Genomic DNA, 22,703 nt, shown 5'->3' with positions numbered 1-22,703 from the left:
CTAGACCCACCGCAACCGGCGTAGGAGGACGACCTCAACCGCCACAAGCACAGCGAGGATGGCGCAGAGCGCGGCGAAGGCCCATGGGGTGTCGGCGCCAGGTATGCCGCCGACGTTGACGCCAAGTAATCCGGTGACGAAACCGAGCGGAAGCATGACGGTCGCGACGACCGTCAACAGGTACATCGTCCGGTTCATCTGTTCGGACATTTGGGTCGTCAGTTCGTCCTGTAGGACGGCGGTACGATCGCGCACAGCATCCAAGTCTTCGACATGGCGCATGGTCCGGTCGGCGACCTCGCGCATCCGGCTGCGCTGGGCCGTATCAAGCAAGGGCGAGTCGATGCCGGGAAGTTTGTTCATGGCGTCGCGTTGAGGCGCGATGTGGCGGCGCAAGGCGATCGCTTCGCGTCGAATTTCGTGCAAATCGCGCCGCAAGTCGGTGGAGCGGCGGACGCTGATGCTGGCCTCAAGGTCGCCCAGACGGTCCTCGATACCTTCGATGATGGGATCCACTCTTACCGCGAGGTGGTCGGCAAGGCGGGCGAGGACGCCCGGTGCCGTTCTCGCGCCGCGCCCTGCGCTAATGTCGTCGCGCATGGCTTGGACCGAGGCTAAGACGCGGGTTCGCACCGAGATCACGCGGTCCCGCGTCACGAAAAGCCGCACCGACACCATGTCTTCGTGATCGGCCCCCGGATTGAGGTTCACGCCGCGCAGAACCGCGAGAATGCCGTCGCCGACGACGGCGGTTCGGGGGCGCGGGTCGTCTTCCAACAGTGCTTGGACGGTGAATTGATCGAGGCCGCTTTCTTCGCGCAGCCACCGGTCGGATTGGGCGACATTACGCTGAAGGTGAATCCAGATGGGACCCTGGTCGGTTTGCCACTGGCGAACGCCATCCCAATCGAGAACGGTTGTTGCACCGCCTTTGCCGTCAAGGACCGCGGCGTAGACTAAGCCGTCTCGGTCGGTCATCGGGTCAGTCGGTGGGTTTGTGCTTCAGCGAGAGCGAGTTCATACAGTAGCGCAAACCGGTCGGTTGCGGCCCATCGTCGAAGACATGCCCGAGGTGGGAGCCGCACTTGCTGCAGGTAACTTCGACGCGAACCATGCCGTGGCTGACGTCGCGTTCCTCGGCGACTCTGTCCGGCGCGATCGGCGCGTAGAAGCTAGGCCAGCCGCTACCGGAGTCGTACTTTGTTTGGGAATCGAACAAGTCGTTGCCGCAAGCCCGGCATACGAAAGTCCCCGGTTTCTTAAAACTGTTGTATTCGCCGGAGAACGCGCGTTCCGTCCCCTTCTCACGGAGGACGTGGAATTCTTCAGGCGTCAACTTGTCGCGCCACGCATCGTCGGATTTTTCGGTTTTCGCCATGATGTTGCCTCCTGCCGTGAGTCTGGCAGGGCGCGCGGCGAGGGTCTAGGGCTGTTCGCTAGTTCGTGCTGGAGGCCGACGATGCGCCGTCGCCCGAACCGATGGCGACCGCGACCCCGATCACAACAACAACGCCGACCGCGGCGGCAACGGCGCCAATGGATAGGGCGCCCGCGGTTGCGCCGGCGGACTGACCAGATGCCGCGCCGGCCTGCTGGCGGGAGACGCCGAGACCGGTCTTGGAGGCCTGGGATTGGGCTCCGGATGCGGCCGGCAAAGCGAAGAGGCCCAAGAGGAGGGTCGATGCCGCCAAGTAGCGTAAGAAGGTGGATCGCATGGTCGTCCTCTCGGAAATTTCTTTAGCCTAGGGTAGGTACGGCATGGTTAAGACTCGGTAAATACCGAGAGGCCCCGCACAGAACGGGCGTTGCCCGAGGTAGCGAACCAGCGTAATAGATGAACGATGCGAAGGGCGGCTCTCTCTCTTTTGTTGGCAGGTTTCTTGGTTTCATGCGACGGGCCGGACCCCGATAGTGCCAGGCTCTATGCGGGCCAAGTCGATGAAAAGATAGCCGTCCAGTGCCAACGAGGGTACGAGGCTTTCGTCCGCAGATATCCGCCGCCAACCAGCGAGACCCGCGGGATCGATGCGCCACTGAAGAGTATCGACCTTTTCCCGCAAATCCTCTTCGCGCCCCTTGACCAGCAGGCCTTCGATGCCTTTGCGCGCGGTTATCCTGACGATGTCAGCGACCGCATCCTCGGTCTCAAGGACGCCCTGGTTCGGGCCGGTGCCGTCCTCAAGAACGACTTCGCTCGCCCCAATTGGCAAGCCTACTGCGATGGCATGCAGCAGATGGCGCGGACGCTCCGCAATCTAAGCTGACGCAATGCCGGGCAAAGGTCCGGACATTCTTCGCGGTGATTGGCGAATGATTCCGCTACCCAGCACACGGGCCTCCTATAGTATGCGTTGTCTTAACGATAACCTTCGGGGAGGTAGGATTGTGAAGAAATACGTACGTAACTTCTTGGTGCCGTTCGCGACCGCGTCGATGATCGCGGTCGGGGGTGCAAGTGCCGCTGAAATGACCGTCGCGACCGCGAGCATGCCGCGTTCGCTCGCCAACCCGCTCGGCGACGCGTCGCATTCCGGGCGCTGGCTTTTCCAGCTTGCCTTCGATCCGGTTACTTACGGCGCCGATACCGGTACCGTGCCCGGGCTAGCCGTTTCCTGGAAGAACATCTCGCCCACGACCTGGGAGCTCAAGGTCAGGCAGGGCGTCACGTTCCACGACGGCAAGGCGCTGCACGCCTCGGATATTGCCGACCTCATCAATTGGCTCAACACCGACGAAGGTAAGGCCAAGGGGATCAACACGCTGCGCAATATGTCGAACATTATTGCTGCGCGGGTGATCGACGATGCAACCCTCGAGGTGTCGACGAAGACACCCGATCCGATGGTGCCGCCGCTGCTCGGCGGCCTCTATGTCGTGAACATGAAACTGTTCAACGACGTTGGCTACGATGGGATCACAACCAATCCCATTGGCACCGGCGCTTACAAATCGGTGTCATGGCAAAAAGACGTCATCGAAGTAACGCCGCATACTGCCGGGTGGCGCGTGGGCAAGATCGACAAGCTGGTCGTCCGCGAACTGCCCGAAGTGGCGGCCCGGATGTCGGCTTTCGAATCCAAGCAAGTAGATCTCGCTATCGAAGTTTCGCCCGAGACACGCAGCCGCGTCGAAGCTGCGGGCGGCAAACTCGTCGTCAGTTCGACACCGCAGAACATCAACCTGATGTTCTTCCAAAACCGGCCGGGAACGCCCTTGCACGATGTCCGTGTGCGCCAAGCCCTAAACTACGCCGTCAATAAACAGGCATTCGTCGATGCCATCCTTGGTGGACTTTCAGTGCCGGCTGGCCAGCCCGCGGCCCGCACCGTGAACGGATACAATCCGGATGTCGCGGCATATCCCTACGATCCAGCCAAAGCGCGTCAACTTCTTGCCGAAGCCGGTTACGGCGATGGTCTCGAACTGCTCGCCGAGGCCGTGGTTAACGTCGCCGAACGTCGCGAAATCTATTCGCAGGTCGCGCTCGACGCAGCCAAGGTCGGGGTCAAGATCACGATCAACGAGATCACGCTACCGGACCTGATCGGCAAGGTCCGGGATTCGACCAAGATGGCCCCGTTGTTCGGATTTAACTATGGCTCCGAACCGACGATGGATGTCATGCGTTCGATCAACGCGCTGCACTCGTGCAACACGGCCACCAAATGGACGTGCTTCCCGGAGATCGAGCCGACCATCAAAGCGGCGAACGAGGAATTCGACGAGAACAAGCGCCGCGAAATGCTGAAGCAGATCAACAAGCACTACCACGATCAGGCGTCTGCCATTTTCCTTTATGAGGAAGTCCAGATCGACGCTGTCAGCAATAAAGTTTCGGGCTATGCGCCGAAAAATCGGGTCATCAACTGGCACGATCTTTCCATCGGCGGTTAACGCGAAACGCACGGATTGGGGGGCTCACGGCACCGTCGTGGGCCCCTTTCTATAGGTCGTCACGTGCGGCGCGCACCGGCGCCGGTAGCGGAGGGGCATCCCATGCAGTTCACCCACACGCACTTCATGCCCTATACCGGGGTGAAAGAGGCCGCCAAGGACTGGCCGGTTCCGAATAAACAGTACGACGGCGACCTCGCCCAAACTCTGTGGCGGGAATATATCGAAGACAAGGTTTACGCCGAGGCTTGTGGTTTTGATTGGATGGGATCCAACGAACACCATTTCAGCCCCTATGGCATGATGCCCAATCCCAATCTCGTTGGCGCGATTCTCGCCGATCGCACGAAGACGGCGCGTATTCTCCAAGCAGGCAACCTGGTGCCGATCACTAACCCGATCCGCATCGCAGAGGAATACGCCATGCTCGATGTCGCCAGCGGCGGACGTCTCGTCGCTGGCTTCATGCGCGGCATCCCCCATGAGTACGTCGCGTACAACGTAGCGGCCGACGAATCCTACGACCGGATGGAAGAGGCAGTCGAACTGATCCTCAAGTGCTGGACCGAGCCCGAACCCTTCGGGTGGGAGGGCGAGTATTATCAGTACCGCGCCGTTTCGGTCTGGCCGCGCCCGATCCAAAAACCTCATCCGCCGCTCGTAATGTCGGTCTCGACCGACCGCTCCGCGCGGATCGCGGCCAAGTTCAAGGCCATCGCGGGTATCCTTGCGTTGACGTCGTTCGACGATGCGCGCAAGACGCAGGACCGCTATCGCCAGTATGCGCGCGAGGCCGGCTGGGAACCGACCGCGGATCATTTCACAACCGGCGCCAACTGTTGCATCGCGCCGACCTACGAAGAGGCCAAGAGCTACCTCGAGCCGTCGATCGAGTATTTCTTCGGCACCTTGGGCGGCGGCATCCGCACGGCGCAACAGATCGTCATTCAAAAAACGCGGTACTTCGGTTCGGCCCAGGAACTGGAAGAACGTCGCAAGACCTTTGTCAACATGCGCCAAGGCGGCCTGAGTTTCGACGACAAGGTCGAGGCCGGGTTGATGGTCTGCGGGACACCTGAAATGGCGATCGAACAGATCACCCGATTCCACAAGGAGTTGGGCATCCGGCACATGGGATTGCACTGCAACATCGGCAATATGCCGCGCGCGGTAGGGCGGCGGACCATGGAATACCTGCGGGATATCGTCTTTCCGGCGGTTCGTCACCTAGGCGAAGAAAGCAGCACCGCGGCGCAATAACGCTTTGCGTCAAATAACCGGACATTAGCACCCCACCGATTATCCATTGGGGGGTGCACGCGGCTTGGCAGTAGCAAGGGGCATGGAGCGCGCAGCTCCAAGATCTCATCAGGGAGGATCTCGCCATGAACAAGCGCTTGAAAGCGGGCTTTGTCGCGGTTGCGGTATTCGGGTTTGCGACAACGGCGTCGGCCGCGGAATTGCGGGTCGGCCATTCCAGTTTGCCTAACGGGCTCGGTAATCCGATGTGTTGTTCGTCGAACAGTCATGGTTGGGTATTTCAGTCCGCGTTCGATCATCTGACCTACATGGATACCTCCGGTGCGCCGGGGCCGGGCCTCATTGCCTCGTTTGAAAACGTCGGTCCGACAACGTGGCGGGCAAAGATCCGCACCGGTGTGAAATTCCACAACGGCAGAACGATGACCGTCGACGACATCGTCGGACAGCTCGACTATCTGCTGACCGACGAAGGCAAGGCCAAGGGTGTCGCGATGGTGCGCAATCTGGGTGCGCTCGCCGGCGCCAAAAAGATCGACGACACCACCTTCGAAATCTCAACCAAAGCATCCAACCCCCTGATGATGAACGAGATCGGCATCCTGAAGGGTATGGACATGAAACACTTCGCCGATGTCGGGTTTGATGGATATGCGACCGCGCCGATCGGCACCGGACCGTACAAGTCGATTAAATGGGAGCGTACCCGGATCGAGTTGGAGGCGTTCAAGGAGGGCTGGCGTCCCGGCAAGATCGACAAAGTCACTTGGCTGGAGTTGCCGGAACTCGCGGCACGGGTCCAGGCACTCCAGTCCGATCAGATCGATGTTGCCCTAGGCTTGAATAACGACGCGACCCCCCAGGTCGTCTCCTCCGGTGGCAAGATGAAGAGTTCCGTTGCACCGTCGGTTTTGACCCTAATGATTCAGTCGACCAATCCAGGACCGATGACCGATGTGCGGGTCCGTCAGGCAATAAACTACGGGGTGGATAAGGACGCTTATATCGACGCGATCATCGGTAAAGGGGTTACGGTTGCTACCGGGCAACCGGCGCCGCGTTCGGTGAGGGGCTACCAGGCCAGCATTAAGGCCTACCCCTACGACCCGCAAAAGGCGCGACAGCTCTTGGCGGAAGCGGGGTATGGCAACGGTCTGAAACTTGTCGCAGAGGTCGTCAACAACACGGCGGAACTCAACGACGTTTATCAGTATGTGGCATCCGATTTGAAAAAGATCGGTGTCGATGTCGAATTGCGGGTAATCACGCTTCCCGATCTGATCGCCAAGGCGCGCGGTCAAAAGCCGATCGAGGGTCAGCTCTTCAGTTTCGACATGGGCTCGTTTCCTACAATGGACATGATGCGTTCGATAAACGCGCTGCATTCTTGCAACACGCAATCCAAGTGGACCTGCTTCCCGGAAATCGAACCGACGATCGCGGCTGCAAATCAAGAGTTCAATCAATCCAAGCGCGACGCGCTCTTGGCCAAGGTTGCGCAATTCTATCACGACCAAGCGACGTCGATTTATCTGCACGAGCAGTATCAGCTCGAGGGCATGGACGCGGCCGTCCAGAATTGGAACCCGAACAACTGGGTGATCAACTGGCACGAGGTCGAGTTTCAAGGATAGGCGCTCGACGGAATTAGCCTAACCGATCGGCCCGCCGGAGACGTTTTCGGCGGGCCTTTTTTCGGCCCGCACCGCGGACCGTTGTCAAAACGTTGCCGAGCCCCTAATCAAGGTGCTCCCGCTCGCCAAGCTCTTCGATAGGCCCATGACCGATTCCCCAACGCCCGCTGTCGCGTCGGCGACGCCCCAAGATCGGCCCATGACCCCGGGCGATGTCGCTCTTTACGCGGTTTTGGTCTTGCTATGGGGGGCGTCGTTCCTGGCGATCGAGTTCCAGCTCGGCGTGGTCGCGCCCGAAGTCTCCATTCTCTATCGCTACGCCATCGCGGCGGTCGCAATGATCGGCATTTGTTTCGCGGCCCGCCGGAAAATGGGCGGGTTTTCGCGGGGCGATCATTTTTATTTCGCGGCGCTGGGCTTGTGCTTCTTCTCTCTCAACTATGTCTTGATCTACCGCGGTCAAACCGAACTCACAAGCGGCCTATCGGCGATCACCTTCACGATGGCGTTGTTTTTCACAACGCTCAATGCGCGCCTATTTTTGTCGGCGCCTCTCAACCCCAGAATTATCCTGGGCGGTCTGATCGGGGTCACGGGTCTCGTCGTGATCTTCGGCGGTTCGTTGTTCGATTCCGGTGTCGATAGCTCAACCCTGATTGGCGTCGCGTATCTTCTTGGTGCGGCTTACGTCGTGTCGCTCGCCACCGTCGTGACTGCCAAGCTAAATTTGCGGCGGGTGCCTGCGCTCCAGGCGAACGGTTGGGGAATGGTCTATGGACTGCTGTTTAACGCCGGTTTCGTTGTTGTCCTCGGACGCGAACTCACGTTCGACTGGACTCTACCCTACGTGGCATCCCTGCTCTACCTGTCGCTCGCCGCAGGACTCGTCGCTTTCATCATCTATTTCGTCGTCGTGACGCGCGTCGGGCCCGCGCGGTCGTCCTACTTCACGTTGATGTCGCCGATGGTCGCCATCGTCATTTCGGTCTTGGTCGAAGGCTTGCCGATCACCGGCGCGTTGGCATTTGGCGTGGTCGCGGTGCTCGCCGGAAACTACATCGCCATGCGGGCCCGGACGTAGGGGACGAGGGATGGCGCGCACTTCCGGCCCGGTTCCGCGGCTGTCCAAGAATGTCTGACATGCCCCGTCTGTCCCGCTTTGACGAAAACAAAGCCGCCGTTTGGACCGGATGGGCGACCTACCTGGTGCCGTTGGCCCTTGCTATCGTTATCGGCGCTGCCACGGGCCAGTCGGTCGCCTACTTCATCGGCATGGCGGTCCTGTCGGGCCTCCCGGTGGTGGTCGGCGTCCAGGGGTGGATCTTCGATACCGTCCAGTGGGTCGAACGCGAACGACAACGGCGGGCAGAGGCGTTGCGGCACGCGGCCCTCCTTGCGACAGAGGGCGCTGCATTCGACCGAACGCTCTCGGAGATGTCGTTGGCCGAACTTCGGTTGTTGTGCCAGGCCTTCAACCTCCGCCAACGGGGGATCGCCCGCGCGGAAGATGCACCGGAGATCGCGGCATTGCTTGGGCGCGGCTTTATCTACCGCGAGACCGGCTATACCGCGGCCGGGTTCCCGTTCTATTTCATAGATGACGTTTGGATACTCATCCATGCGTTACCCGGCGCGGTATTTGCGGCGCGCGACCACGCCGGTGCCCGCGCGGGCATGGACAGCGCCAACCTCCCGCCGATACGTCCGGTGGCCGTCGTCGTACCGCGGTGGAAACGCGCTGTGTTTTTCCCGGTACGGCTTGCGGTGACGATTGTCATCCTGACCGTCCAGGCGGCGGGATTCATGGTCTTTGGGCACGCGGTTGCCGCTGCCTACATGGTCCTCGTCGCGCTCGCCTCCGGTATACTCGTCGGCGGCGCGTGGTTGGTCGCGCGCGGATTCGGTTGGCTATTCGGCGGGCTCTAGGCCCGCCACCTAATCCTCGAAGATGATCGCGACCTGATCGGAAGCCTCCCGTTGCGAGGCCACCCGCAGTCCCTTGTAGGTGCCCTTTTGCGCGCCGAGTTGGCTCAATGCCCAATCTGGTGCGCTGATGTGGGTAATGTTTTTGCCGCGACCGAACAGCCGATCGATTTCCTGATCGAATGTCCGTTTCACCACGGCGGCGTCACGTGACGTGAGTTCGAGCGTTGTCTTGCCCATCCCGATCCCCTTTTTGGATAGACTCATACCATTGCCCTGGCACCCACATCCTAGGGTAATCGACCGCAGCAATCCAGCACGTCGAGCGCGAGCCGTTCTCATCTGCGCCGACGAACGGCGCCAACGTCAATATGCAGGGGGATAGGGGTAGGGCTGGCCGTAGGGCTTGAGTTCGTCGGGCAGGACCGGGTTGTGGTCTGGCGTAAATGTGAAGGGGAAGGGGTCGTCCGAAAAGACGTTGCGCAGCGGTCCGCCGATAATCCGTATGAAGAGATTGTAGCCCGTCATGCTCCCGGCCGGACCGTGGAACTCGTTTTCGCGCCACCAGCAGTAGCCGCCAGGGCCCATGATCCCAGCATCGGCAAAGACGTAGGTCCCGGAGAGCGTGAAAATCTCCTCGATCATCGGGTGACCGAACTTGCCCTTCATGATTCCCGGCGGACCGTGCTGCGGTTGGGCGGTATAGAGGAAGCTCTGTTCCTGGGTCTCGGGATCGAGCCGCAGTTTCTTCGTTTCGATGCCGTGGCTCAGCGGTTTACCGGTGACGCTGCCTGCGGCGCCGCCCACCCAAGGAAGCCTCAAGGTATCGATATGCTCCACCAATCGCGCCTCGTCGAACCCGACCTTTGCCCGCTTGACGGTCCGGGCTTCGCGGTCGAAGAACGTGAGGACCGTGGCACCCTCCGGCGCGGCGGCGCGTTCGCGCGGATATCCTGCCGGCAGATTGGCGTAGGCGTGCTGGCCGTAATGGCGGTCGTTGATCTCTAGACCGCCGTCGAGGACAAAAAACTCTTCGGTCGCGCCGAGCGTCTCTGGCTTGGTCCGTTGCCAGCCCGCGGGGTAGCGTACGATAAGGCTACAATCGCCGTTCCCGGCATCGATCGACAATGTCTTCACCAAGACATCGTTGCGCGCCCCGCCGACGACACCGTCCTCCCAGGGCACAAATTGCGACTGAACGAACAGTGTATGGGGTCGCGCCATGATGTCCCTGCGGTCGGCGGTCAGTAATTTTTGATGGGCGGCAGTTCGGCGTCATAAGGTCGGAGTTCGTCCGGCAGCGACGGACGATGCGGGGCGTCGTAGTCCACCGGAATGATCTCGTCCTTGATGATGTTCGCAAGCTTGCCGCCATCCGTGCGGATCAGGAACATGAAACCTGTGCGAGACCCGTAGGGACCGTGAAACAGATTCTCCCGCCACCAACAATAGGCGCCGGGGCGCAGGATGCCGACATCGTTGATGACATATTCGCCGGCCAGCAGATACATCTCCTGCACCGTGGGGTGCGACCACTGCTTCTCCATGTAGCGGAACGGTAACGCCGCGTAGAGAATCGTGATCTCGCCGGTATAGGGATCCTCGCGAAGCGGTTGCACACCGGTTCCCATTAGGTAACGGGTGTACGGGTTTTCGGTCCACCCTTCGAGCCCCTTGCCCGCGCAGTCGATGTGTTCGACCAGAAGTTTGGGGTCTAGCAAACCAGGCGCGGCCGCCCCGTCTTTGGTGTGCGGCTCGCCCGACAACATGGTGAGGACAACCGCGCCGTCTGCCGACTTTGCCATCTGCCGCGCGTACCCCGCAGGCAGGTTTGCATAGCAATAAGGGCTATAGGTGCGCCCGTTGATCTCGATGCTGCCTTCAAGAACTAGGAATTCTTCATGCACCGTGAGGTGGTGTGCTCCATCGCGGCGCCAACCGGCCGGGTAGCGGATAATCGTTGTCGATGCGCCGGAGTCGGCGTCGCGCGAGAGTTCCTTGATGCCGACATCCGAGCGCCCGGTGCCGTATAGGCCGGTCGCCCACGGGATTTCCTGGGCCTGCACGAAAACTGTATGGGGGCGGCTCACTAAAGTTCGCCGCGCTGGGTCAGGTTGACCAACGTGCCATCGGGGTCGCGGCAACACAATTCGTGCACTGGCGGACGGTTCGGGACTTCCATGCGCACAGGTTCGCTGATCAGGGTGTGGCCGCCGTCCTTGAGGCGTTGCACCAGCGCACGCATGTTGGTGGTCGGGATGACTAGGATCGATTCGCCGATCGACGGACGCGACGGGGTGGCGATAGGTTCCGGCGGATCCTCCGGCTCGAGGAATTGCATCAGGCCGATCATCCCGACCTCGCTCCCTTCGGCCTGTAGAACCTTCATGCGAATTTTTTTGCACCGGACGCCCATCAGCGTCGAGACACCTTCGCCACCGACATCGCCCTCGTAAAAAATATCGAACCCAAGGATGTCGCGATAGAAGGCCAGCGCCTTGTCCATGTCGCGGGTGATGATGGTGACCCGTTTCATCGGTGCGGTCATGTTCATGGTAAGCCTCCCCAGTGATCCTGCCGGATGGTGTCACGGGGGCGGCAGTGCGGCAAACGCGATCCCCTTGTCGCCCGCGGTGCGGCGCGGTTTAATCCCGCGATGACAAATCCATTTCCCGCCGATACCCATCCGTTAGTGACCACCGACTGGTTGGCAAAGAACGGCGCCGATCCCGACATACGGATCGTCGATGGGAGCTACTCGTCGGACGAGGACGCGCCCGATATCGCGGCGGTCTTTGAAGAGGCGCATTTGCCGGGTGCGGTCCTGTTCGATATCCGCGAGATTCGCGATCGGTCCCACCCGGCACCCCTGATGCTCCCCGATGCACCGACGTTCGCCGCGGCGGTGGGGGCTCTGGGGATCGCCAACCGCCACCGCATCGTGGTCTATGATTCCGGCGACATGCTGAACGCGGGGCGGGTGTGGTGGATGTTCCGCACCTTTGGCCACCGGGCCGTTGCAGTACTGGACGGCGGGTTGCCCAAGTGGCGCGCCGAGGGTCGTACGCTGGAGCGCGGTAACCCTGCACCCACGCCGGCGAGCTTCACTGCAGCGTTCGAGCCGTCCCAGCTTCGCACCTTGGCCGATATGCGCCGCCTGGTGGCGGCGGGAACGGCACAAATCGTCGACGTGCGCGAACGTGACCGGTTCCTGGGCGCTGTAGCGGAAAAGCGGCCCGGTCTGCGCACCGGGCATATGCCCCGGGCCAAAAACCTGCCCTACCAGCGGTTTAAGACGCCGGACAATACCCTGCCCGATGCGGCGGCCTTGCAAAGCCTCTTCGCGCAAGCCGGGATCGATCCGGACAAACCGGTAGTCACCACCTGCGGCGGCGGCGTTGCCGCGGGCTTGGTGGCGCTTGGGTTGGAGCGTATCGGACACACGGATTGGGCGCTCTACGATGGGTCCTGGAGCGAGTGGGCCGCCCAGACCGACACACCGGTCGAAACCGGCGAAACCTAGGCACCGCGGCAAAATCCTTTGACCGTCGCGGCTCGCGGCGCGAACGCGAGCAGTACGGCGGATTGCCGCGCTGCGAGGTCATTCCTATGATGCGCTTACCAAAACGGCGGCCCCGCGCCGCCGTTTCCGTTTTCGACGAGGGATGATGGGTCGTCCACCGGGCTTTCGCCGCCAGCTATTCGACACTTCTTTTTTTGTTTTTCTCGTACTCGCGATCGGGGGCGGGATCGCCGTCTTCCTTCTGAAGGGAAGCGGGGTCTTCATCGCGACGCTCGAGAAGGACATGGGGTTGTTCCTGCGCATTGCGCCGCAAATCGTCGGCGGGATGCTCGTCGGTGGATTCATCTCGGTGTTGATCCCCAACGATGTCGTGGCGCGCTGGCTTGGCCGCGAGAGCGGCTTTCGCGGCATTCTCATTGCGACGATTGCCGGCACTATCACCCCGGGCGGGCCGATCATCTCTTTTCCAATTGTTATGGCGTTGGCAGTCGCTGGGGCCGATATCGGCGCGCTGCTGGCCTATCTCACCGCTTGGTCGACGCTTGGTCTCAACCGGATCATCGTGTGGGAGTTGCCGTTCATGGGCGTCGACTTCGCGGTCGTCCGCTTCCTCGCGTCGATTCCGTTACCCTTCATTGCGGGCTATCTCGTTCGGCGTTTGCCGCCGATCGCTTTTCGGGCGCCCGGGGCACCGAAGGACGGCTCGCCATGATCCTGTCGATGGTGCTTATTTGGAGTCTCGTGGCAATCCTCGGGGCGGTGACGTACCGGCGGCGGCGCGGTCTGTTTGGCGAAGCGCTACGGTTCGCGCGTACCCAGGCGATCGTCGTGCTGCCGCGCATGCCGATGGCGTTGATCGCCGCGGGCTTCCTCGCCGAACTCATGCCAGAGGAACAGATATCGGGTTGGATCGGCAGCGACTCCGGCTTCCTCGGCGTGCTGATTGCTGCTGGTTTGGGCGCGATCGTCCCCTCCGGCCCGATCATCTCGTTTCCGGTGGCCATTGCGTTGATGCACCTCGGCGCCGGGGTGCCGCAACTGGTTACGTTCTTGACGGCGTGGTCGCTATTTGGCGTTCAGCGTACGCTGATGTGGGAGGCGCCGTTGATGGGTTGGTCCTTCGTCTCCCGGCGGATGACGGTGTCGATCCCGGCACCGTTTGTCGCGGCTCTTGTCGCGATGGCGATCGGCGCGGTCTTTCAGGTAACGAATTAGTCGTTCGCGCGCGGCAATCCGTCCAAGTATCCGACGACCTCGTCGGTCGACACCACGTCGCCGAGGAATCGGTCGATGTCGAACAGTGTGATCTCATGGGACAGGGGAATCCGGTCGAACACCGCCTCGCGTGGCACGATGGTGCGATAATTCAACGAAAAGGATTCGCAGGCCGTGGCGCGTACGCAATTGCACGTCGCGCCGCCGGTAATGATGAGCGTGTCGATCTGCCGGTCGTTGAGGTACGCCTGAAGCGGCGTGCCGAAAAACGAGCTTGGTTTTTTCTTGATGAAATGGATGTCGCCGGGCTGGGGCGCGATGTCGGCCACGATGTCGGCGCCGTGGGTTCCTTCGAAATAGGCGTTCTCGCCGCGCGCCACGCCGATTTTGCGATCGAACATGCCGGCATCCGATCCGTCTTGGGCTAAAACGAACTGGGTGTAGAACACCGGAACGCCTCGGGCGCGGCAGGTTTCGGCGATCCGCTTGATGTGTTTCACCGCTTCCCAGCCGACATCGCCGCAGCTCAACGGGTAGTCGTCGTGGTTGCCGGGTTTGCCGACCATGTAGTTCTGGGCGTCGATAATGATCAACGCCGGCCGCCGGCCGTAACCGGCCCGCTGCGCCCAACTTCCCTTTTCGATGATCGCCCGGTCCGCGTCGGACAGGTTGTCGCGCCAATCGCCCATCGCCCGCTCCTTACGTGATGCCCTGTTCTTCGCGACCGCGCACGAGCTGGGACGCCGATACCGCGACGATCAGCGCAGCACCGTTGAAGATATTCTGTACGAAGGTGTCGACGCCGAGGAAGTTCAACCCGGTGATCCCAGTCACCAGGAAAAAGACTGCGATGACCGATCCGATTGGATTGAACCGGCCAGGAATGATCGCCGTCGCGCCAAGGAATGCGGCGGCGAACGCCGGTAGCAAGAACGTCAGGCCCGATAGCGGGTCGGCCCCGCCGGTCGTACCGCCGTTGATGATCCCGGCCAGCGAAGCAAGCATCGCCGAAGCCACCAGCGAGCCAGCGCGAACCCGTGTCACGCTGATTCCGCTCAACCGCGCGACCTCACGCCCCCGCCCGACAAACAGAAGCCGGCGGCCAATCGACGTGTATTCGAAGACGTACCAGATGATCGCAGCCAAGATGATCGCGTAATAGAAGGCCAACGGGATCTGGAGAAACCGCTTCACGATGACCCATTCGATCAGCGTGTTGGAAACGCCGCTCAGCGTCTGCGACCCCGACACCCACAAGATCAACCCCTGGATGATGGAGGCGGTGCCCAAGGTGACGATCAAGGAATGGATTCGGAAATACAGGATGAAGAACGCGTTGATCAGGCCGATGGCCAGTCCCATGCCGAGACACACCAAGAAGGCGCCCCACAGCGGCCAGCCCAGCTTCGCGTTCAAGATGGCGAGCAACATCGCCGAGAAGGTGAGGACGGCCGCCACCGATAGGTCGAAGTCCCCCGCTGTCAGCGGGATGATCAAGGCCAAGGTTAAGACCAGCAGCACCGCTTGCGATCCGAAGATGATCGATGAAAAGGTCGACCAGGTTAGGAACGACGCCGGCGCGACCTGCGAGAAAAATAGAATCAACAGCACCCAGGCGATCAACAGCGCATAGCGCTCCAACTCGGTTGCCCAAGTCCGGCTATTCTTCTTTGGGGCGGCGCTTGTCGTGTCGGTCATGCAGGTACTCCGGTGGTATCGGTCGCCGCGCCGCGGCTTCCCGCGAGGCTGAGGCTCAGCAATGTTTGTTCCGCGATTCGATCTTTGGTCACGTCGCTGCCGCGCAGCTCTTGGACGATTTTGCCGCGGGCGAAAATGAACACGCGGTCGCAGATTTGCGATAGCTGTTCATAGTCTGTACTGGCGCATATGACCGCCGATCCCTGTTCCGCAGCCTCGGCGATCGCGCCGAACACCTGTTGGCGCGCGCCGACGTCGACGCCCTGGGTCGGTTCGTCCAGCAGCAGGAGCGGGGGGTTGGTCTGCAGCCATTTCGCCAACAGCACCTTTTGTTGGTTGCCGCCGCTCAGTGAGGCCAGTTTCATCAATGGGGCGTTGGGGCGTACGTCGTACTCTTTGCCGAGTTTGTCGGTCCTTTCGCGCATGGCGCGCCGGTCGAGACCGTAGACGGTCCGCATCTTGGGAAGGATGGTAAGTGTCATGTTGTCAGTGAGGGTCAACTCGCCCACGCCGGCCGCGCCCAAACGGTCCGCCGGTAAGAAGGCAATCCCGCGGTCGATCGCATCGCGCGGCTTGGTATTGGAAAGGTCGGTGGCTTCCCCGTTCATGACCAAGGTCCCGGCGTCCGCATTCGTGGCGCCGAAAAGCATCGAAGGGATCTCGTCGAAGCCAGATCCAATCAGACCGGTCAGGCCGATGACCTCGCCCTTGTGCAGGTCCAGCGACAGATTGTCCAACGATCCGCCGGTGAGCCCTCGAATCGTAATATCGGCCTTCTTGGTCCCGAAATCCTGAGGCACGGCCTGGAACGGCTCGACGCGGCTGCCGATGATCATGGCAATAAAAGCGTCCTTGTCGGCATCCTTGGTCACCAGCGTGCCGGCGACGCGACCGTCTCTCAAGATGGTCGCGCGGTCGGTGATCTCCATCACCTCGTCGACGTCATGCGAGACGAACACCACGCTAGCGCCTTCGCGAACGATACCGCGCACCAACGTGAACAATTGGTCGACGCCTTCCTTCGGGAGAAAGGGCGTCGGCTCGTCGAGAAATAGAATCCCGGGCGTCCCGTGCTCCGCTTGCTCGGCACGAATGTCCTCGAACGCGCGAACGATCGCGAGCAGCGCTCGTTCCACTTGGGGCAGATCGGCTACGCGCGCATCGGGGTCGATGTTAAGGTTGAAGCGCGCAAAGGTGTCAATTGCCTTGCGCCGCAGTTCGCCCCAGTTGATGAACCCGGTCTGTTTAGTGGCGAGGTCGCCAACAAAAAAATTCTCGAGCACGTTGATGCTTGGCACGAGGCCCAAGTGCTGGTGCACGAAGGCAAGCCCGTGGCGGCGGAATTGACCGGGCGGCAGGGGCAGCCCGACGTCTTTCCCGTATATTTTTAGTCGGCCGCCCGAATCGGGATGGTGAAACCCCGACAGGGTCTTGATCAGGGTCGATTTGCCCGATCCGTTCTGGCCCAGCAGGCCGTGGACTTCGCCAGGCAATACGCTGAACGTAACGTCGTCTAGGGCACGCTCGCCGCCGAAAGTCTTGGAGAGATGTTCCGCCAACAGCGCGGGGGCGCCGGAATCCGGCGCCCCCGTTCCGTTGCGTTGCTCGGAGCTAATTAGAGGCCCCAGAGCTTGCGGAAGCCAGCGACATGCACGTCGCCGTAACCGCGGTCGAGTTCGGCCGGCGTGCCGGCGTCTTTCGCATTGTCTTTATCGAAGATGTAGAACGGAACGTTCAATTCCTTCGGCTCTTCCAATCCGCACAGGGTGCGCATGTGGGAGTCGAGGATCGCGCGTCCGATCCATCCCAGGCTTTCGCCCACATCCATGTGGACCTGACCCTGTTGGATCATGTCGATCACGAACGGCGTACCGTTAAAGGTCGCGATCTTGACCGAATTGCTCTTACCTGCGATCCGCACGCCCGGCACCACAAAGCCCGACATAGAGTCGTAGATCGGGATCAGGTAGTTGACGTCGGGATTGGCGAGAAGCGCCGACTGAACGCTCGGCTGGATCTTGGTTGCCCACTCCGGCACCGGCGCATTGATGTAGGCGACTTCCTTACAATCCGGGCAATTCGCTTTCAGGGTGTCGCGGATACCCTTCACGAACGGGCCGGTCGGCAGGATTTCGTCGGAGCCGATAATGACGACATTGGCTTTTCCGCCCGAGTCGGCAATGGTCCAGTTGGCGATGATCTGGCCGACCTTATAGAACGACAACGGCACGGTGCCGTCGAGGCTTGCATGCGGGGTCTGGGTTAGATCGTAGAAGTGCGAGGTCTTGACTTTGATCCCGGCATTCTTGGCGGCCTGGATCTGCGGCACGATCACGCCCGGATCGATACCACCGAGCAGATCGATGAGGTCGAACTTTTCGTTGATCGCGAAGTTCATGCCCTGGACCCACTGGGTCGGCTGGGCTTGGTTCTCCCACTCGACCACTTCGACGCCGACTTCCTTGGCGGCTTCGATGATGGCGAGCGCGATGTTCTTGGTGAACGGATTGGCGCTCGAGACCGGCATGGTCAAGATCCGCTTACCGCCGGCGCACGACTTAGCGTCGAATGCCGGGCCAGGAGCTGAAAACACCGGCAAGGCCCGGTGCGTTTGAACCATTTGCTTTGCGGCGTCCATGCCTTGCGCGGACGCGGGCGACAGAGCGCCAAGTGCGGCGGTTGCGATTGCGGCAACCGTACCGAGTAACAATTTCCCTTTCACGGGGTTCCTCCCTAGATGTTGGTCAATGCTGGCCAGCCTCGGCGGTGATAAGCCGGCCCGAACGCAGCCAGAAAGTACACTAGCTAATGTCCGGACCAACAGAAAGGGGTTTGCGCCCTAGGCATTTGGCTGCGGCTGGGATATGGGTGCCGAGATGGCAAGCGCAGGAACCGAAAAATGCTTCTAGAAGTTCCGGAAACCGACGCACCCACCGATATCGCTCATCTTTACGGCGAGATACGCATTCGTATGGGCGTGCCGTTTGTCGCTCTATTCTACCGCAATTTGGCGGGTATCGACGGTGCTTTGGCCTGGATGTGGGATATCGTCGCGCCGCTCCTGGCATCGGGTCGGCTGCAACGCACCGCGGCGCGTGTCGCCGCCGCCGGCGCCCCGCCGGCGCGCCTTTCGCTCGGAGCCGCGCCGGACGACCGCGCGGCGATCGGCGCGGTGGTTGCCGCTTACAACCGCGCCAATCCGATGAACTACACGTGCGCCGCCTTGCTCGATCACATTTTGTCTGCCCGTTCGCTCGACCCTGACGCCCTAGAGGGATCGGTCTTTGGCGACGAACGGCTTCCCGAGGCACCCAAGCATGTGCCGCCGATGGTTTCGCCCGATGCGTTTCCGGCCGAACTGCGTGTCGCCGTCGGCAGACTCGAGTCGTCCGAGACGGCCGGCGACGGCATCGTGCCCAGCCTTTACCGACACCTGGCGAACTGGCCGGGCTTCCTCGGCGCTGCCGCCACGGCGCTGGGCCGACGCTTCGACGACGGCTCGATCTTAACTGCCGCGCACGCTGTCGCAGAAGCAGGCCGACACGAAGTGCCGCGCCTGGTTGCGGGCCTGAACATCGCGCCGGCTCCCCCGCTCTTGATTACGAATCGCGCGGCCGTGACGGAATCGGTAGAAAAGTTCTCGCGCCGCATCCCTGAAATGATTGTCGTCGGTCGGCTCCTCGCCGCTGCCCTAATGGAAGAAAAGAACGTATGACCGTCACCGCCCGTGAATCCCTGGACGTCTGTCTCGACCGCATTCGCCACCACGACGATGCCGTAAACGCTTTCATAACCGTGACCGAGGATGCCGCGCGCGAACAGGCGCAGCGGGCCGACCATGCCGCCGCTGAGGGGCGTTGGCTTGGCCTCCTGCACGGCATGCCGATCGCGGTGAAGGACAATATCGCGACGGCGGGAACTCGAACCACCAGCGGCTCGCTGCTCTACAAGGACCACGTCCCCAACCACGACGCCGAGGTCATGCGGCGGGTCCGTGCGGCGGGCGCGGTGATGGTGGGGAAGGTGACGATGCACGAACTCGCGTTCGGCGTGCGCTCCGATAACCCAATCATTGGCGCGTGCCACAACCCCTGGGATCTCGACCGGATACCTGGCGGGTCGAGCGGCGGGTCCGGTGCGGCGCTGGCTGCCGATATGTGCGTCGGCGCGCTCGGGTCCGACACCGGCGGATCGGTCCGTTTGCCTGGCGCGATGAACGGCGTGACGGCGTTGCGCCCCACCCACGGCCGCATCTCCAATCACGGCGTCACCCCAGTCAGCGTCCGCTTCGATACCGTCGGTCCGATGGCGCGTCGGGTCGAGGATGTCGCGCGTCTCTTTGCTGTCTTGGCGGGTTTCGATCCGAAGGACCCCCTCTCGGCGGACCGGCCTCTGGAGAACTTCCTGCCGACGCTTGGCGACGGCGTCGCCGGGGTTCGGATAGGCGTGCCGGAGAACTTCTTCTATGACGACCTCCACCCGGATGTGGCAGCCGCCGTTGCCGACGCCGCCAAAACCTTCGAGCGTCTCGGGGCAACGCTGCACAAGGTGACGGTGGCGGGGGCCGAGACCGCCCATCGCTGGGCCGCGACGATGATCTATTCAGACCTGTGCGCTCACTTCGGCGACGTGATCGAAAACCAGCCTGAGATGATTTCGCCGGCCGTTCTGGAACGGATGAAAACCGGTTTCGTCCATACCGGTACGGACTACGCGCGCGGCATGCGTGCTCAAGAAACTTGGAAACGGACGCTGGCCGACCTGTTCAGCGGAGTCGATATGGTCCTGACGCCGACGATGCCGGGCGAGCCCGCCCTCATCCAGGATTCGCGCAAACTGCTCGACGCCACGCACGACGCGACCAAGTTCACCTACGGCGCTGGGTTGTCCGGTACCCCGGCGATCTCGCTGCCGTGTGGTTTAACCGGCAACAACTTGCCAATCGGAGTAATGCTGGAGGGACCGTGGTGGAGCGAGCCCGCTTTGCTGCGCGCGGGTGCCGCCTACCAGCGTGAAACGGATTGGCACCTTCGCAAGGCGCCAATCCTGTTCAGCTAGTAGGGATCAGGGCTTGAACTCTTCGTGGTGTTCGAGCCACCAGTTGGCGATGTCGATCCGTTTGGCGAACCACACATCGCCCTTGTTCAGAGCGTATTCGATAAATTCCTTGAGGCCGGAGATCCGCGCCGCCTGGCCGATCATGCGTGGATGTAGGCCGATCGACATCATCCGCGGCCGTTCGGCGCCTTCTTCCCACAGGGTATCGAACGCGCGCTTCAAGTAGTCCGCGAAATCCGATGGCGACCCGTAGCCTTGCGCCAAGACGAAGCGCGCATCGTTATAGGTAAAGCTGTAAGGCACGATCAGGTGCCGCTTGCCTTTGACCTCCTGAAAGTAGGGAAGGTCGTCGTTATAGGCGTCCGCGTCGTAGACGAAACCGCCTTCTTCGACCAGCAATTCACGCGTATGAACCGAAGGTCCATAGCGGCAGTACCATCCTTGGGGTCGTTGGCCGACCGTCCGCTTGAAGGACTCGATCGCCCACAGCATGTGTTGCTTTTCTTCTTCGCGCGATAGGGTCCAGACTTCCTCCCAGCGCCAGCCGTGGCTGCAAGGTTCGTGCTCGGACTCCTTCAGCCACGACGCAACTTCGGGGTTGCGTTCCAACGCGGTCGCCGCGGCAAAGAACGTGATCGGAATCTTGTAGCCGTCGACCAATCGTTGCACCCGCCACACACCTGCGCGCGAACCATACTCGTAGACCGACTCGGCGGCGAGGTCGCGGTACTGGGGGTCCATCATGTAGGGAATCTCGGTCAGCCCGTCGTTCTTTTTGTCGCCCGCGGGGTGGGTATATTCCGAGCCTTCCTCATAGTTGAGGACGATGTTGACGGCGACCCGGGCGTTGTTAGGCCAGCGCACCTTGGGTACGTCCCGACCGTAACCGACATAATCGCGCTTGGGGCCTGGGACGTCTTTGTCGATGAAGGGGTTGCTTACCATCGGTGGGGCCTCTCTATGTCAGCCTAAGGATTGAGGACCATGCGTCCGAAGAACTTGCGGCTCTCCATCAGCTTGTGAGCTTCGGCGGCGTCCTTCAGGGCGAACCGTTTGTGAATCACCGGCTTGAGCTTTTTCTCCGCGGTAAGTTCGAGGACGTGCCGTGCCATTGCCTTGGTCGACCGACCGCAGCCATGCATTGAGATGTGTTTGCGGAAAAATTCGATCATGTCGAAGTCGACTTGTTCACCGCCGTGCGCGCCGACGGTGACGATCCGCCCGCCGGGTGCGAGGGCGTCAATGGTCTCTTTCAGCGTCTCGCCACCGACCATCTCAAGGGCGAGGTCGACGCCGAGGCCGCCGGTCATCTTGCGGGACTGGGCGCCGATCTTCTGAGTCCGGTAGTTGATGCCGACATCGGCGCCGAGTTTCTTAGCGCGCGCCAGCTTTTGCGCCGAACTGGACGTCGTCAGCACGCGCGCGCCGGCCAGTTTGGCGATTTGGATGCCGGCCGAACCCACGCCACTGCTCGCGGCGTTGATTAGTACATTCTCGCCAGCTTGAATCTTACCGACTTCCACCAAAGCTTCCCAGGCGGTGGCGAATGGGACATAGGCCGAGACGGCCTGGTCGTAGTCCAACTTGTCAGGGATGGCGACGAGGTTGTGCGCGCCGACCTTCACGTATTCCGCATAGGTGCCCCAGGCGGTGGCGCCGAGGATCCCGAAGGCCAGGCAGATGTTTTCTTTCCCTGCCATGCAGTTTTGGCAGACGCCGCAGCTCAAAATGAAGTGGGGCGCCACCCGATCGCCCTTTTTCCACTGGCGCACGCCGTCGCCGACCTTGGCCACCTCGCCGGCCGCGTCGACCCCGAGGATGTGGGGAAAACTTCCCTCCATGCCGGACAGACCGTTGCGGATGTCGATGTCGACGTGATTGACGCCTGCGGCATAGACCCGCACCAGCACTTCGCCCGGACCGGGCTCGGGCGTTGCGATGGTCTGATATTTAAGGGCCTCCGGCCCGCCGTTCTTGCTCAGAACGATCGCTTTCATTTGGGTCTCCCTATCCGGTGATCTTGTTGCGGCGCATTTGACGGGGGCTTTCCCGTTCGGTCAAGGGAAGCGCCGGCGATGTCGCGTCGCGTGGACCGACCGGTACCGCGCGCCTAACGCGGTTTGACCCCGCGCTTTTGAAACACCTCGCGGGCTGCGGCCAGTCCGGTCGTCGCGGCGGGGAAGCCGGCGTAGGCAGACATCTGCAGGATCACTTCGATCACCTCGGCCGGAGCCGCCCCAGCGTTGAGGGCGCCGTCTATGTGTGTCTTCAAATGCGGTTTGAACGCGGCGAGGGCGGTCAATGCTGCCACCGTGCACAGTTGCCGAGTCTTGAGGTCGATCCCCGGGCGCTGGTACAGGTCGCCGTAAACCGATTCGGCCAAATACCGACCGATGTCGGGGTCGATGTCGTCGAAAGCCTTGAGCGCCGCTTCGGCGGTCTCGGTCCCGACAATCTCTTCGAGTTTGCGCAAACCGGCGTCGTATTTGTCGCCCATC

The 22,703-nt window shown here is 61.5% G+C and carries 25 protein-coding genes; 10 read left to right on the top strand and 15 right to left on the bottom strand.

Features of this window, described 5'->3' with window-relative positions; all coding sequences use genetic code 11:
• From RID42_15655 to RID42_15640, 4 genes are all read right to left on the bottom strand, one after another.
• Positions 1-978, bottom strand: coding sequence for a zinc transporter ZntB (locus tag RID42_15655; GenBank protein MEQ8249115.1), 978 nt, complete (start codon positions 976-978; stop codon positions 1-3).
• A gap of 4 nt (positions 979-982) precedes the next feature.
• Entirely contained in the window at positions 983-1,378 is a 396-nt protein-coding gene (gene msrB, locus RID42_15650; protein MEQ8249114.1) for a peptide-methionine (R)-S-oxide reductase MsrB, read from the bottom strand.
• A 58-nt stretch (positions 1,379-1,436) separates the two neighbouring features.
• Positions 1,437-1,715, bottom strand: coding sequence for a hypothetical protein (locus RID42_15645; protein ID MEQ8249113.1), 279 nt, complete (start codon positions 1,713-1,715; stop codon positions 1,437-1,439).
• Between the two features lie 171 nt (positions 1,716-1,886).
• Complete coding sequence (locus RID42_15640) at positions 1,887-2,210, bottom strand: hypothetical protein (GenBank protein MEQ8249112.1); 324 nt, start codon at positions 2,208-2,210, stop codon at positions 1,887-1,889.
• A gap of 175 nt (positions 2,211-2,385) precedes the next feature.
• On the opposite strand from RID42_15640, the gene RID42_15635 reads away from it, so the two are divergent.
• The 5 genes from RID42_15635 (at position 2,386) to RID42_15615 (ending at position 8,714) form a co-directional block, all read left to right on the top strand.
• Positions 2,386-3,894 carry an ABC transporter substrate-binding protein gene (locus RID42_15635; GenBank protein ID MEQ8249111.1) on the top strand — a complete coding sequence of 503 codons (1,509 nt, stop codon included), beginning with the start codon at positions 2,386-2,388 and terminating at the stop codon, positions 3,892-3,894.
• 102 nt (positions 3,895-3,996) lie between these two features.
• Entirely contained in the window at positions 3,997-5,154 is a 1,158-nt protein-coding gene (locus RID42_15630; protein MEQ8249110.1) for an LLM class flavin-dependent oxidoreductase, read from the top strand.
• Between the two features lie 125 nt (positions 5,155-5,279).
• Positions 5,280-6,788 (top strand): ABC transporter substrate-binding protein, encoded by a 1,509-nt coding sequence (locus RID42_15625; GenBank protein ID MEQ8249109.1) that lies wholly within the window; start codon positions 5,280-5,282, stop codon positions 6,786-6,788.
• A 145-nt stretch (positions 6,789-6,933) separates the two neighbouring features.
• Complete coding sequence (locus RID42_15620) at positions 6,934-7,869, top strand: DMT family transporter (GenBank protein MEQ8249108.1); 936 nt, start codon at positions 6,934-6,936, stop codon at positions 7,867-7,869.
• A gap of 59 nt (positions 7,870-7,928) precedes the next feature.
• A complete protein-coding gene (locus RID42_15615; GenBank protein MEQ8249107.1) occupies positions 7,929-8,714 on the top strand; it encodes a hypothetical protein in 786 nt (261 codons plus the stop codon).
• A gap of 9 nt (positions 8,715-8,723) precedes the next feature.
• Here RID42_15615 and RID42_15610 read toward each other — a convergent pair whose 3' ends face one another.
• The 4 genes from RID42_15610 to RID42_15595 form a co-directional block, all read right to left on the bottom strand.
• The gene (locus tag RID42_15610) at positions 8,724-8,978 is read right to left on the bottom strand and encodes a hypothetical protein (protein ID MEQ8249106.1); all 255 of its coding nucleotides are present in this window, start codon (positions 8,976-8,978) and stop codon (positions 8,724-8,726) included.
• Between the two features lie 99 nt (positions 8,979-9,077).
• A complete protein-coding gene (locus RID42_15605) occupies positions 9,078-9,935 on the bottom strand; it encodes a DUF4437 domain-containing protein (GenBank protein MEQ8249105.1) in 858 nt (285 codons plus the stop codon).
• Between the two features lie 20 nt (positions 9,936-9,955).
• A complete protein-coding gene (locus RID42_15600) occupies positions 9,956-10,801 on the bottom strand; it encodes a DUF4437 domain-containing protein (protein MEQ8249104.1) in 846 nt (281 codons plus the stop codon).
• Positions 10,801-11,265, bottom strand: a complete 465-nt coding sequence (locus RID42_15595) for a VOC family protein (protein MEQ8249103.1) — start codon at positions 11,263-11,265, stop codon at positions 10,801-10,803. The genes RID42_15600 and RID42_15595 overlap by 1 nt, the downstream gene beginning before the upstream one ends.
• 102 nt (positions 11,266-11,367) lie before the next feature.
• Between RID42_15595 and sseA the strand changes: the two genes are divergently transcribed.
• The 3 genes from sseA (at position 11,368) to RID42_15580 (ending at position 13,449) form a co-directional block, all read left to right on the top strand.
• Positions 11,368-12,234, top strand: coding sequence for a 3-mercaptopyruvate sulfurtransferase (sseA, locus tag RID42_15590; protein ID MEQ8249102.1), 867 nt, complete (start codon positions 11,368-11,370; stop codon positions 12,232-12,234).
• Positions 12,235-12,379: 145 nt separating this feature from the next.
• Positions 12,380-12,946, top strand: coding sequence for a permease (locus tag RID42_15585; GenBank protein MEQ8249101.1), 567 nt, complete (start codon positions 12,380-12,382; stop codon positions 12,944-12,946).
• Positions 12,943-13,449: a hypothetical protein gene (locus RID42_15580; GenBank protein MEQ8249100.1), complete on the top strand. Its 507-nt coding sequence runs from the start codon at positions 12,943-12,945 to the stop codon at positions 13,447-13,449. The genes RID42_15585 and RID42_15580 overlap by 4 nt, the downstream gene beginning before the upstream one ends.
• Here the strand turns inward: RID42_15580 and RID42_15575 are convergent.
• The 4 genes from RID42_15575 to RID42_15560 are packed head-to-tail and all read right to left on the bottom strand — an operon-like array spanning position 13,446 to position 17,869.
• Complete coding sequence (locus RID42_15575; protein MEQ8249099.1) at positions 13,446-14,138, bottom strand: isochorismatase family protein; 693 nt, start codon at positions 14,136-14,138, stop codon at positions 13,446-13,448. The two genes, RID42_15580 and RID42_15575, sit on opposite strands and share 4 nt — an antisense overlap.
• 10 nt (positions 14,139-14,148) lie before the next feature.
• Entirely contained in the window at positions 14,149-15,147 is a 999-nt protein-coding gene (locus RID42_15570; protein MEQ8249098.1) for an ABC transporter permease, read from the bottom strand.
• Positions 15,144-16,706, bottom strand: coding sequence for a sugar ABC transporter ATP-binding protein (locus RID42_15565; protein MEQ8249097.1), 1,563 nt, complete (start codon positions 16,704-16,706; stop codon positions 15,144-15,146). The genes RID42_15570 and RID42_15565 overlap by 4 nt, the downstream gene beginning before the upstream one ends.
• A 56-nt stretch (positions 16,707-16,762) precedes the next feature.
• On the bottom strand, positions 16,763-17,869 hold the full coding sequence (locus tag RID42_15560) for a sugar ABC transporter substrate-binding protein (GenBank protein MEQ8249096.1): 1,107 nt from the start codon (positions 17,867-17,869) through the stop codon (positions 16,763-16,765).
• A 177-nt stretch (positions 17,870-18,046) separates the two neighbouring features.
• Here RID42_15560 and RID42_15555 point away from each other — a divergent pair, with 177 nt between their 5' ends.
• Positions 18,047-18,862, top strand: a complete 816-nt coding sequence (locus RID42_15555) for a hypothetical protein (GenBank protein ID MEQ8249095.1) — start codon at positions 18,047-18,049, stop codon at positions 18,860-18,862.
• Positions 18,859-20,205 carry an amidase gene (locus RID42_15550; GenBank protein MEQ8249094.1) on the top strand — a complete coding sequence of 449 codons (1,347 nt, stop codon included), beginning with the start codon at positions 18,859-18,861 and terminating at the stop codon, positions 20,203-20,205. The genes RID42_15555 and RID42_15550 overlap by 4 nt, the downstream gene beginning before the upstream one ends.
• Positions 20,206-20,211: 6 nt before the next feature.
• On the opposite strand, the gene RID42_15545 is transcribed toward RID42_15550, so the two are convergent.
• The 3 genes from RID42_15545 to RID42_15535 form a co-directional block, all read right to left on the bottom strand.
• Positions 20,212-21,150: a polysaccharide deacetylase family protein gene (locus RID42_15545; GenBank protein ID MEQ8249093.1), complete on the bottom strand. Its 939-nt coding sequence runs from the start codon at positions 21,148-21,150 to the stop codon at positions 20,212-20,214.
• A 23-nt stretch (positions 21,151-21,173) separates the two neighbouring features.
• Complete coding sequence (locus tag RID42_15540) at positions 21,174-22,202, bottom strand: zinc-binding dehydrogenase (protein ID MEQ8249092.1); 1,029 nt, start codon at positions 22,200-22,202, stop codon at positions 21,174-21,176.
• Positions 22,203-22,315: 113 nt separating this feature from the next.
• Complete coding sequence (locus RID42_15535) at positions 22,316-22,702, bottom strand: carboxymuconolactone decarboxylase family protein (protein MEQ8249091.1); 387 nt, start codon at positions 22,700-22,702, stop codon at positions 22,316-22,318.
• Position 22,703 lies beyond the last annotated feature (1 nt).

The organism is Alphaproteobacteria bacterium (genome assembly GCA_040216735.1).
Classification (GTDB): domain Bacteria; phylum Pseudomonadota; class Alphaproteobacteria; order SHVP01; family SHVP01; genus CALJDF01.
Note: the sequence above shows the minus strand (reverse complement) of the source record. Positions and strands in the feature narration are given on the sequence as shown.